General features: G+C 32.8%; 6 protein-coding genes. 1 reads left to right on the top strand and 5 read right to left on the bottom strand.

What is annotated here, in order from left to right; translation table 11 throughout:
- Nucleotides 1-21: 21 nt before the first annotated feature.
- From LOS86_RS06540 to LOS86_RS06525, 4 genes are read right to left on the bottom strand one after another with little or no spacing between them, the layout of a single operon-like run.
- Nucleotides 22-1,887 carry an OmpA family protein gene (locus tag LOS86_RS06540; RefSeq protein WP_231843813.1) on the bottom strand — a complete coding sequence of 622 codons (1,866 nt, stop codon included), beginning with the start codon at nucleotides 1,885-1,887 and terminating at the stop codon, nucleotides 22-24.
- A 20-nt stretch (nucleotides 1,888-1,907) separates the two neighbouring features.
- Nucleotides 1,908-2,837 (bottom strand): PorP/SprF family type IX secretion system membrane protein, encoded by a 930-nt coding sequence (locus tag LOS86_RS06535; protein WP_231843812.1) that lies wholly within the window; start codon nucleotides 2,835-2,837, stop codon nucleotides 1,908-1,910.
- Nucleotides 2,838-2,849: 12 nt separating this feature from the next.
- Nucleotides 2,850-7,340 (bottom strand): choice-of-anchor L domain-containing protein, encoded by a 4,491-nt coding sequence (locus LOS86_RS06530; protein WP_231843811.1) that lies wholly within the window; start codon nucleotides 7,338-7,340, stop codon nucleotides 2,850-2,852.
- A 10-nt stretch (nucleotides 7,341-7,350) separates the two neighbouring features.
- Nucleotides 7,351-10,371, bottom strand: a complete 3,021-nt coding sequence (locus LOS86_RS06525; RefSeq protein WP_231843810.1) for a RemA C-terminal-like gliding motility protein — start codon at nucleotides 10,369-10,371, stop codon at nucleotides 7,351-7,353.
- A gap of 108 nt (nucleotides 10,372-10,479) precedes the next feature.
- Between LOS86_RS06525 and LOS86_RS06520 the strand changes: the two genes are divergently transcribed.
- The gene (locus tag LOS86_RS06520) at nucleotides 10,480-11,955 is read left to right on the top strand and encodes a hypothetical protein (RefSeq protein WP_231843809.1); all 1,476 of its coding nucleotides are present in this window, start codon (nucleotides 10,480-10,482) and stop codon (nucleotides 11,953-11,955) included.
- Between the two features lie 15 nt (nucleotides 11,956-11,970).
- On the opposite strand, the gene aroC is transcribed toward LOS86_RS06520, so the two are convergent.
- The gene (gene aroC / locus LOS86_RS06515; protein WP_231843808.1) at nucleotides 11,971-13,032 is read right to left on the bottom strand and encodes a chorismate synthase; all 1,062 of its coding nucleotides are present in this window, start codon (nucleotides 13,030-13,032) and stop codon (nucleotides 11,971-11,973) included.
- Nucleotides 13,033-13,070: the final 38 nt, after the last annotated feature.

Below are 13,070 nucleotides of genomic sequence, written 5' to 3'. Positions count from 1 at the left end.
AAAATCAACTATAAACTATCTTTATTTCTTCACAATTAAGAATTCACTTCTTCTGTTTTGTGCGTGTTCTTCTTCAGTACATGATTTGCAAGCTACTTTAGGTTCGCTTTCTCCAAATCCTTGTCCTGATATTCTTTCTTTTGAAATTCCTTTGCTTATTAAGTACTGAACTGTTGCTTTTGCTCTTCTGTCAGATAACTTCATATTGTAACTGTCGCTACCTCTATTATCTGTGTGCGATTTAGCAAAAATAACCATCTCTGGATGCTCGTTCATAACCACAACTAATTTGTTAAGCTCTTCTGCTCCTTGTGCGGTAATATTGCTCTTATTAAACTCAAAATAGATGGGTTGTAAGATTACTTCTGTTTCTGTAATTACTGGCATAATTGGATTCAATAACGCCTCTACTACAACTTGCTCGTTTTCTGCTTTCTTAACATCAAACACACCACTTTCATATCCTGATTTAGATACTTGAGCACTGTATGCTGTGTTACACATTACTCCCGTAATTGTTTCTCCGTTTGATGCCGATGTTTGATTTGAAATTGTTTTTTGTTTTTCATCAACTAACATCACCATAGCTCCTTCGATAACATTTCCTGTCTTTGCATCTTTTACTCTTACCAATGCTTGTACATTACAAACTGGATCTGCTTTGTAGATGTTATCTACTCCTTCTCTGTTACTTGAGAAGAATCCTACTTTCTTTGTTGTATTGTAAGTGAAAGCAAAATCGTCTTTTGATGTATTTACTGGTTCACCAACATTCATGGCTTCTGTACCTTTATTTAAATCAATCTTAAATACATCCAATCCTCCAAATCCTGTTTTTCCGTTTGATGAGAAAAACAAAATATTGTCATCTGTAATGAATGGAAAACTCTCGTTTGCCTCTGTGTTTACTTTAGCTCCTAAGTTTTCTGGTGTTCCGTATTCATCTCCATTTACCGATACTTTCCAAATATCTTCTCCTCCAAATCCGCCTGGCATATTTGATGAGAAGTATAATGTTTTTCCATCTTTACTTATACTCGGATTTCTTACATCATACTCTTTATTGTTAAATGGAAGTGGTTTTGCATTTACCCACTTATCTCCTTCTTTTGTAGCTTTATAAAGATATATTTTACCAAATTTTGCATTCTTTGCTTTATCTTTTGTAAACTCTTTTTCATTAAAACTCTCACTACCATAATACATTGTAGTTCCATCGCTTGATATACTCACTGGTCCATCATGCCATTTGGTATTGATGTTATCCACTGCTACAGCATCGCTAATAGTACCATTTGCATTATAAGTAGCTTTATAGATGTCTAAATAAGGCTCTTCGTTCCATCCACTGGTTTTTCTTGATGTGTTTCTTGAACTTGAAAAATACACATTGTTGTCATTTGTAAGTACGGCTCCAAAATCAGTCTTATCACTACTTACATCTGATTTTGCTACATCATACAACTTAGTTTGTCCTTGTAACTCTGGAAGGTAGTTTGGATTGCTTTTAAATGCTTTTGCTCTTTGATCATTTGGAGCTAACTGTGCAAATTGTTGCATTTGTTTGTCGGCTTCTTTAAAATTCCCTTCTGCTTTTAGCATTTGAGCATATTTGTAATACGTCTCAGCATCTTGCTTTTGCTCCACTACTTTTGCGTACCACTTTACCGCTTCTTTGGTATTAAATACATTATAGTAACTCTCTGCTAATTGCTTGTAAACGTAACTATCTGCTTTATTACCTTCGGCTAATTTTAAATATTCTTTTGCCGCATCAACATACTCGTATCTATCAAATAACTTATCGGCTGCCTTTGTGTATTGGTTTTGTGCACTAATAATTCCACTAGCCATCACAAAACTTAATGTTATATATAAATTTCTCATTGTGTCCTTGGTGTTTTAGGTTAGAAGAATCTTGGTGAACTCGATACTTTCTTTGGGAAGTTCAAATCAAATAACAAGATAAGCTCATGTGATGATGGGGTAGTTACCTTTAAATCAGAAACAATATGATCATACGCATAGCCTATTCGAATTGATGGTGTAACCGCATAATTTAACATAGCACCAAAACTATCTTCTAAACGATAAGTTCCTCCTACTTCAAACTTCTGGTTGAATAAAAAGTTAGCCGATAAATCTAATGATGTTGGTGCGCCAAAGGCCGATTTCATCATGAAAAATGGCTTGAACTTTACGGTTTCATTAATATCAAAAACATATCCCCCTGTTAAAAAATAATGTGATACCTCTGATCCAAACTCTAACTCATCTCCAGTGCGCTGGATATCTAAATGTTTTGACTTTAACATATTAGGAACCGATAATCCTAAATAATACTTATTGGTATAATAGAAAAATCCTGATCCTAAATTAAAATAGGTATTGCTGATATCTTCACTAAATGCAGGGTCTGTTGGTTGCGGCAAAGTATAATTAATATCGCTATACAAACCTACATTATGAAAGGTTAATCCCATTTTTAATCCAAATGCTAACTTATGATCTCCTCCTAAATTTAATGTATATGAAAAATCCCCATACACATTGTTCTCCTCTACCGGACCTATCTTGTCAGAAATAAAACTTAATCCCAATCCAACATTCTTACCAACTGCAGTGTGCCCAAAAAACGTACCAGTCGTTGGAGCATCCTCTATCTCAACCCATTGTTTTCTATATAACAATCCCATAGATAAATTCTCCTTACTACCAGCATACGCAGGATTCATTACACTCATATTATACATGTATTGCGTATAATGTGGATCTTGTTGTGCAAAAGCAATTATACCTACAAATAAAATAACAAACTGAATAATTCTTTCTTTCATCTTTATTGCTTTTTAATTTACTCTATTTAAATAAACCCATCCAGTTTTCACAGTTCCATTTGAAAATGTAAGAACATAATAATAAGTTGCTGTTGGTAATTCATCTCCTGAATTTGTTCTTCCTTCCCACTCATTTGTATAATTATCCTTTGTATAAACCTCTACACCATAACGATTAAAGATTTGAGCTTTTTGAATATTTAAATTGGAAAGATCCCATGAGTCATTATCTCCATCATTATTTGGAGAGATACCTTTTGGAATAGAACAAAAAGAATTGTTTATTGTTACATATTCATTTGTCATACATCCGTTTAAAGTTACTTGCACTTCATAAGTATCTGAATTATCAATAACTATAATTGGTGATGAACCAATTAAATTTCCATTACCATCAAACCATTGATAAGTTGCATTAATCGTTTCAGAAGCTATTAATTCATAATCTAAACCATTACAACCATGGGTAATTGATACAGATGGTGATTCTAATTGCGCATCATTACTAAAACTAGCTGATGCCGCTGAAGTACATCCTCCATTGGTTGCTGTTACTGTATAACTTGTTCCAAATGTCATACCTGAAATCAATCCTCCTGCGCCAACCGTTGGTCCAACTGGTGTGAACGTGTATGTATTCGATGCATTGTAATTTGAAATCGTTGAACTTCCTGATGCAGAACAATCTGCTGCTACTGAAGTAATTGTTGGTACAGCTGGTGTTGGTAATTGTGCTGCATTACTAAAACTAGCTGATGCTGCTGAAGTACATCCTCCATTAATTGCTGTTACTGTATAACTTGTTCCAACGGTCATACCTGAAATCAATCCTCCTGCGCCAACTGTTGGTCCAACTGGTGAAAACGTATAGGTATTCGATGCATTGTAATTTGAAATCGTTGAACTACCTGCTGCTGAACAATCTGCTGCTACTGAAGTAATTGTTGGTACAGCTGGTGTTGGTAATTGTGCTTCATTACTAAAACTAGCTGATGCTGCTGAAGTACATCCTCCATCGGTTGCTGTTACTGTATAACTTGTTCCAACTGTCATACCTGAAATCAATCCTCCTGCGCCAACTGTTGGTCCAACTGGTGAAAACGTGTATGTATTCGATGCATTGTAATTTGAAATCGTTGAACTTCCAGCTGCTGAACATGTAGCCGCTACTGAAGTAATCGTTGGTACAACTGGTGTTGGTAACTGAGCTGCATTACTAAAACTAGCTGATGCTGCTGAAGTACATCCTCCATTGGTTGCTGTTACTGTATAACTTGTTCCAACTGTCATACCTGAAATCAATCCTCCTGCTCCAACTGTTGGTCCAACTGGTGTGAACGTGTATGTATTAGATGCAATATAATTTAATATCGTTGAACTTCCTGCTGATGAACAATCCGCTGGAGTTGTTGTAATTGTAGGAACTGTAGGTGTTGGTAATTGCGCATCATTACTAAAACTAGCTGATGCTAATGAAGTACATCCTCCATTGGTTGCTGTTACTGTATAACTTGTTCCAAATGTCATTCCAGAAATTAAACCTCCTGCTCCAACTGTTGGTCCAACTGGTGAAAATGTGTATGTATTCGATGCATTGTAATTTGAAATCGTTGAACTTCCTGCTGATGAACATGTAGCCGCTAATGAAGTAATCGTTGGCTCATCAGGTGTTGACAATTGTGGTGCATTACTAAAACTAGCTGATGCTGTTGAAATACACCCACCTAATGAAGCAGTAACAGTATAAATTGTTCCAAATGTCATTCCTGAAATCAATCCTCCTGCGCCAACTGTTGGTCCTACAGGTGAGAATGTATACGTATTTGATGCGTTGTAATTTGAAATTGTTGAACTTCCTGATGCAGAACAAGTAGCTGCAACTGAAGTAATCGTTGGTACAGCTGGTGTTGGTAATTGTGCAGCAATACTGAAACTAGCTGATTGAGGTGTCAAACAAATACCATTATCGGCGGTAACTGTATAACTTGTTCCAACGGTCATTCCTGAAATAACTCCTCCTGCTCCAACTGTTGGTCCAACTGGTGTGAACGTATAAATATTTGAAGCACTATAATTAGTGATTGTAGATACTCCAGCAGATGAACATGTTGGTGCCGTTGTTGAAATAGTTGGCGTTGTTGGTGGTAATTGGGGGTCGATACTAAAAGTAGCTGATGCTGCAGATGTACATCCACTTAATGAAGCAGTTACAGTATAAATTGTTCCAACGGTCATACCTGAAACAACTCCACCAGCTCCAACTGTTGGTCCAACTGGTGAGAAAGTATAGGTATTCGAAGCATTGTAATTTGTAATTGTTGATACTCCTGCTGATGAACAATCCGCTGGAGTTGTTGTAATTGTAGGAACTGCAGGTGTCGGTAATTGTGCCGCATTGCTAAAACTAGCTGATTGAGGGGTCAAACAAATACCATTATCAGCTGTAACTGTATAACTTGTTCCAACGGTCATTCCTGAAATTAATCCTCCTGCTCCAACTGTTGGCCCAACTGGTGTGAACGTATAAATATTTGAAGCACTATAATTAGTGATTGTAGATACTCCAGCAGATGAACATGTTGGTGCCGTTGTTGAAATAGTTGGCGTTGTTGGTGGTAATTGGGGGTCGATACTAAAAGTAGCTGATGCTGCAGATGTACATCCACTTAATGAAGCAGTTACAGTATAAATTGTTCCAACGGTCATACCTGAAACAACTCCTCCAGCTCCAACTGTTGGTCCAACTGGTGAGAAAGTATAAGTATTCGAAGTATTGTAATTTGTAATTGTTGATACTCCTGCTGATGAACAATCCGCTGGGGTTGTTGTAATTGCAGGAACTGCAGGTGTCGGTAATTGTGCCGCAATGCTGAAACTAGCTGATTGAGGGGTCAAACAAATACCATTATCAGCTGTAACTGTATAACTTGTTCCAACGGTCATTCCTGAAATAATTCCTCCTGCTCCAACTGTTGGCCCAACTGGTGTGAACGTATAAATATTTGAAGCACTATAATTAGTGATTGTTGACACTCCAGCAGATGAACATGTTGGTGCTGTTGTTGAAATAGTTGGCGTTGTTGGAGGTAATTGTGGGTCGATACTAAAAGTAGCTGATGCTGCAGATGTACATCCACTTAATGAAGCAGTTACAGTATAAATTGTTCCAACGGTCATGCCAGAAACAACTCCACCAGCTCCAACTGTTGGTCCAACTGGTGAGAAAGTATAGGTATTTGATGCGTTGTAATTTGTGATTGTTGATACTCCTGCTGATGAACAATCCGCTGGGGTTGTTGTAATTGTAGGAACTGCAGGAGATAAATTCACATTTATTGTAACTTCAGAAAAACATGATAAATCAGATGCAGTCCATCTTAAAACATTTGCCCCAGGAGCAAGTCCGTTAACAATAGTATTTGGGTCTGTATTTGATACAAATGTACCTGAACCAGATATTACACTCCATGTACCAGTTGCTGGAGAAACAGCAGCTAAAGTAGTTGAAGTTACATCACATAACGATTGATTAGCACCTGCATCACAAGAAAATTCAGTAGTAAAACTTCCCGCTTCTAAATAAACAACACTATCATAGGTAGCATCTCCTACATCAGTAATAATTAATTTGATATGGTAGGTTTGACCTGGAGTTAAGCCTGTTTGAGTAGCAGTAAGAATTCTTGTATTACCATTTAATTGTGTTCCATCAATAGTACCTAAAAATTCAGGAGTAGGTGTATTTTGAACCCAAGAAGCATTAGCTGCTAAACAGTTTGATGCACTAGGAGCTCCTCCACTAGAACCAACAACTCCAGAATTAACCGAGTTGATAGAAACTTCAGATCCATTTCCTAATCGAGCAATATTTCTGGCATCATTAGAAAAGCCTTGACCACCTGAAATCCCTGGACCACTGATTAAAAATCCAAATTTATCATTATAATTTGAACATTGATAATTAATTGATCCAGAATTATCACTATATTCCTCAGATCCGAAAACATATCTAAATGAAACCGAATTTTCTACAGGTATAAAATCAAATTCTAAAATTGCACCGTTGAAATAATTACTTGCCCCTGCTAAAACATCTAAATCTTGAATTATTGGAGGTGCTGGCGTTCCTGTTTGTCTCAATTCTCCTGGCGTGCCTGAAGTATATGCTGTAGCCATTTGAGTTGCTCTAGGATTTGAACCTAAAGCAAGGGGAATTGTTGACGTATTTCCAGTAGACAACACAATACCATTGGAAAATCCTAATTGGGCTAATGTTGTAGTAGCTGTAGAAAAATAACCAACTTGATATCGATTTGAACTATTATAAACACCCCTAAATTGAACATTTGAGATTATAGTTCCACTTGTAGAAGGAACTAATACACCATCAACCAATTGCGTTGGAGTGTATAATGTATTATTAATTGTAATTTGAGCAAAAGATTCTGTCCCACCCAAAAAAAACACATACAATACAAAAACAATTCTGAAAAATATTTTCATCTTTAGATAATTAATTTAAAATTTTAATTGACTTTTTTACACCGTTTTCACATACCACATTTAGAATATATACTCCATTTGATAGCGTTAAATTTTGTTGAAAAAATTTAGATGATGTATTAATATTATTAAAAAACACCATTTTACCTGAAACATCAAACAATTCAATTTTTTCAATATTAATATTACTTTCAACACCTAATAATCCATTATTAAAATAAGAAATTACCGTAGTTTCATCAGAGATAATTTCATTATTTTCTTGAGATTTTAGCTTATAAACAATTTCAAATCTATTTTGAGTTTCGTCGTTATAAAAGAAATAATCAGACTCTGTTAAATCATGATAAAAATTTAATTTTTTATCGTGTAAATAAATTTTTTGATTAACAAAAACTCCTTCCGATTTATTTAAACTAATGGTTAACATAGTTGTCGGATTAAGGACAGAATAACCAATTTCAACCTTATCAGAATCATCAAACTCACTTCTTCCTTGTATGATTAGTTTTTTATTTAATAAAATTGAATAAAATTTAATTCTTGATACTGAGTTAATTGGACCATCGTATGCTTCATCAAAACCATTTGTAGCTCCTTTTATATAACCAATTAATAAGTCATTGTATTTACCATTTGCATCCGTTAATCTCAACCAAAATCTATCTTTTTGTTCCAATTCTCCTCTGTAAAATTGATTATTACTAGGAATATCTTTTGTTCTTTGAGAATTAGTAAATAAAACTGTTCCATTTACTTTAGGTCTAACCATAAAACCTTGAGCAGAAGCAATATATCCATTTGGTAATAACCCATTAGGGGATTGAGTGGATGCCATTGGGACACCAACACCACCCGTTAGATTAAAAGATGCATAGTCGGCTTGTTGATAAAGACCACTACCTGGATAAGGAGTGTTTGAAGACCACAAATAAACAGTACCATAAATTTTATCTTTATTATCATTATAAAAGTTTTCAAATTTTATAGCACCTGGATATGGGTTACCTAATAAAGTATAATTTTTGAATGCGTGATGTTCATCATCGTAATATTTAATTGTTGCATTATAATCGCCATTATTTGAAGTTCCAGAATAATTTAATGTGATATTTGTTGGTATAATTCCGGCAGATGTTTTTACTCTTGTTATAAAACCAGTTCCAACAGCTGGCTCGCTGTATAAACTTCTCCATCCTTCATAACTAAAATTAACACCATTAACACAAAAATCAGGATCCCAATAATATTTAATATCAAACTTTGAATTAAATACTGGCAAAATAGCATTACTCACTGGTTTTGACCAATAAACATAATCCCATCTTATTTTATTCCCTGTATTTTTTGAAAAATTAATAACAGGCGTTACAATAGGTTCTTCATTTAAATCTAAAGGATGATTAACTTGAACTAAATTTGCTTTAGAGCTTACGTTAATTGTACCATTATTAAAAATTGAATTTACTACATACACATATGTTCCATCTACATCATCAACAATATCAAGAGTTACTCCAGTTTTTACCGTCATTTGACAAGCATTGATGTTTCCATGTGTTTGAGTATTATAATTAGCATTCAATATTACATGCTGAAAAATTGTAGGAGTTCCTTTAGACCAAGTACTTCCATCCCAAATATTTTCAGTTACACACGCAATAGTAGCTGTTGCGGTTCCACAAACACCATCAAATCTATCAATACAACGAGTAACAGGCAAAGTAGTCGGTAAACTAGATGATGATTCCGTATAATTACCAAACATTTCTGGTTGATCAATTGCTATTCCATTTGGACTTGTAACAATATTACCATTTGCACTAATTCCAGAAGGAGTAATTAAGCCTTCAAATTTAATTTCTGAAGCTGAAAGATTATTATTATACAAATTCACTTTTGCCCCAGCAAACACATCAAAAAAAGTATTATTTCTGAATGTTATATTATATATCGCTGATAATGCTTTTCTAAAATAGATATCATCACCATCATCGTTTGTACTATTTCCAGAAAACGAACAAGTCGTAAAATTGATATTTATATTTGGAGAATTTAAATTAGTTATACATACTGCTCCACCATCAGAGGAAGCTCCAATTGAAGTATTTCCATTAAAGCTACAGTTTGAAAAATTAATAGTTGAAGTTGAAGAATTTACACTAGGTCTAATGAATACCGCTCCTCCACCTTCATTTGATACAGCTATAGTTGCTCTGTTATTATTAAAACAAGAACCTGAAACATTTACAGTTGCATTAGATCCAGTTACTGCTAATGCACCTCCACTACTAGCTTCATTATCATCAAAAGTTGTATTAATAATTGAAACATTAGAATTATTACCAGCTACTAAAACTCCTCCTCCATAAAGAGCTGAAATAATATTGTTATTAATACTACAATTGTCTATAACTACAGTAGCATCTTCAATTTTAAAAGCACCTCCATAATTAGCAGCTCCAACTCTATTACATGGGCTTCCAGAATTTTTAAATGTTACACTAGTAGAAGCACCCGTTACCCAAACCGCACCTTGACCAGCACTTCCAACATTTGCATAAATATTAACACGATTAAATTCTATTCCTGTACCGGCTGTTATAGAAATAGCAATACCATCACTTGCTAAATTATATTCAGTAATAGTTAATTTTGAAATTTTTACATTATTAGCAGAAATAACTCCCCATCTATTTACACCTGAAATTCTCTTAAAGACAGTCATTTCTTCACCAACACCAATAATTTCTAAACTTTTATTGATATTTAGTCCTACTTCATTATAATTTCCGTAATCTATATATATTCTATCACCATTAGAAGCTACTGTCATAGCTGCAGCTAAGGTTGCCTTTGGAGTTGCTGGTGATAAACCGTCATTAGCATTATTACCCGCCGCTGTAGTGTATATATCAGCTGATGTAAATGCATCGTTAACATAATAATCGGTTGCATATACATTTATTGCAGTAACAAAGAAAAAAATTATAAAAAAAGACGTTTGTAGAGAGAGTAATTTTAATTTCATAATTTCACAATTAGTTAACTATTTATTAATCAACAGTTCAAAAGTAAATAAAAAAAAACAAGATTTAATTTAAAAAATGTGTATTTTTGGACTTTAGAATCTAATATTATGGTAATAGAAGAATGCAAAAGAATCATAGAATCAATGTCTATGAATGAAAAAAGGTATTTCAAAATATTTATAAATAAAAATATTTTTGGAAGTCAGAATAAATACTTACTACTTTTTGATATTATTAACAGCAATAGTACTATTAATGAAGATACGCTAAAAAAATACGTAAAAGAACAAGATTATTCTGATAAAAACATATCATATGATATCAATTATTTAAACAAAATAATTTTACGTTCTTTAAATGAGTTTCATTATGATAAAACTATTAGTCTAAAACTTCAAAATCATATTAAATCTGTTGAAATTTTATTTTACAAAGGATTGTATGATGAGTGCCTAAAAATTATTCGAAAAGCCAAAAAATTGAGTTTAAAAAATGAGAATGAAATTTTAATTCTTGAACTTCTCAATTGGGAGAAAAAGTGCATGGGGTATTCAAAAGGATTCTATGGCGCTATGTCTGTTAATGAAAAAATTGATACCTATTTTAATCACATTAAAGAAAATAGAGAAATTACCGATTTGTATTATCATAGTTATTTTTTAAAAAACAATGTAGGAAAAATGAATTATGAAAAAATCATACAAGATTTTGATCGTATCATTGGTAATCCTATTTTCAAAAAAAATGGTTTTGAATTACATTCTGTTCAATCAAAAATATTTTATTTTCTTACGATTGCGAATTATTTTAATGTTGTCAACAATAAAGAAAAAGAAACAATTAATTTAGAAAAAACCATTGAAGTTTTTGACCAAAACCCTTTTTATAAAGAAGAAAATCCTTTAGATTACATTTCAGTGTATACAAGAATTATTGATATTTATAAGAAAAGTGATGACACAACCTTTCATAACAAAATTGATGCGCTAAGAAAATTTGAAAACATACTAGATTTTCAAAAAAGTGTAGCAAAGGAGCGCATATTTTTTCATACACATCACTCAGAATTAGAATTTTTAATTTATAACAATAATTTTGAAGAAGCTACTAAGATAAAAACTCTAGTTATTAAGAATTTAAAAGAAAACAAATACAATATTGAACCTTATTACTATATAGGATTATACTATCAATTTGCATGTATTCAGCTTATAAATGGACATTTTTCTCAATGCTTAAAATATGTAAATTTAATTTTAAATGAGTTTAAATTAGAAGAACGTCCAAAATCATTTATTAAGACAGAAATATTAAATTTAATTATTCATTTTGAATTAAAAAATTACAAACTTGTTTTACATAATTATAATGCTTTCAATAAAAGATACAAAAAAGTATTCAAATTAAATTATATTGAAAAAAAATTAATTCAATTAATTATACAAATTTCTGAAAGTCCATATTCAAAAAATAGTTCTATTGAATTCAAAAATATGTTAAGAAAAATTGAGAAAAAAGAAGGTTTGGAAGAAAACATTTCAAATAAAATTTACTTGAAATATATTCAACAAAAAGCATCTTAAATATTACTTAAAAATTTAAGAATATATTTTATTTAGTAAAAAATAATCAGCAATTACTAATGCTGCCATAGCTTCAACAATAGGAACAGCTCTAGGAACAACACATGGATCATGACGCCCTTTTCCTTGCTGTTCTATTATTTCATTAGTATTAGTTAACACTTCTTGTTTTTGTAACAAGGTTGCTACAGGCTTAAATGCCACTCTAAAATAAATATCCATTCCGTTTGAAATTCCTCCTTGAATTCCTCCCGAAAGATTTGTTCTTGTAGTACCATTTTCGTTATACAAATCATTATGTTCACTTCCTTTCATTCGTGCACCACAAAATCCACTTCCAAATTCAAAACCTTTTACCGCATTTATAGACAGCATTGCTTTACCTAACTCAGCATGTAATTTATCAAAAACGGGTTCGCCTAAACCTATTGGAACATTTTGAATTACACATGTTATTGTTCCTCCAATTGTGTCACCTTGTTTTTTTATTGTTTTGATAAGGTTTTCCATTTTTTCTGCTGTAGCCTCATCAGGACATCGAACAGCATTACTTTCAATTTTTGCGAAATCCAAATGTTGATAAGGTTTCTCTAAAAACAAATCACCAACCGAAGACACATAGGCATTTATTTTAATGTTAGAAATTATCTGTTTTGCAATTGCACCACCTACTACTCTACTAGCAGTTTCACGCGCTGAACTTCTTCCTCCACCTCTATAATCTCTAATGCCATATTTTTGTTCATAAACATAATCAGCATGGCTTGGACGAAATGTATCTTTTATATGAGAATAATCATCTGACTTTTGATTGGTGTTAGGAATAATAAAACTAATAGGAGTACCCGTTGTTTTTCCTTCAAAAATACCTGATAGAAACTGCACTTCATCATCTTCTTTTCTTTGCGTAACTATTGAAGACTGTCCAGGCTTTCTTCGACTCAATTCTTTCTGAATTCTTTCAAAATCCAAAACAATTCCAGAAGGACAACCATCAATTATTCCTCCTAATGCTTCACCATGAGATTCTCCAAAAGTGGTTAATTTTAATAATTTTCCAAAGGTGTTTCCAGCCATATTAGCTAATATGTATTTAAATTATGTTATATAAACAA

This window comes from Flavobacterium cyclinae (genome assembly GCF_021172145.1).
GTDB classification, from domain to species: domain Bacteria; phylum Bacteroidota; class Bacteroidia; order Flavobacteriales; family Flavobacteriaceae; genus Flavobacterium; species Flavobacterium cyclinae.
This window is presented reverse-complemented; position numbering and strand designations above follow the sequence as displayed.

Excerpts from the sequence above, each read along its gene's own strand:
- LOS86_RS06530 (WP_231843811.1), bottom strand. The coding sequence starts at position 7,340 with ATGAAAATATTTTTCAGAATTGTTTTTGTATTGTATGTGTTTTTTTTG.
- LOS86_RS06520 (WP_231843809.1), top strand. The coding sequence starts at position 10,480 with ATGGTAATAGAAGAATGCAAAAGAATCATAGAATCAATGTCTATGAAT.
- LOS86_RS06535 (WP_231843812.1), bottom strand. The coding sequence starts at position 2,837 with ATGAAAGAAAGAATTATTCAGTTTGTTATTTTATTTGTAGGTATAATT.
- aroC (WP_231843808.1), bottom strand. The coding sequence starts at position 13,032 with ATGGCTGGAAACACCTTTGGAAAATTATTAAAATTAACCACTTTTGGA.
- LOS86_RS06525 (WP_231843810.1), bottom strand. The coding sequence starts at position 10,371 with ATGAAATTAAAATTACTCTCTCTACAAACGTCTTTTTTTATAATTTTT.
- LOS86_RS06540 (WP_231843813.1), bottom strand. The coding sequence starts at position 1,887 with ATGAGAAATTTATATATAACATTAAGTTTTGTGATGGCTAGTGGAATT.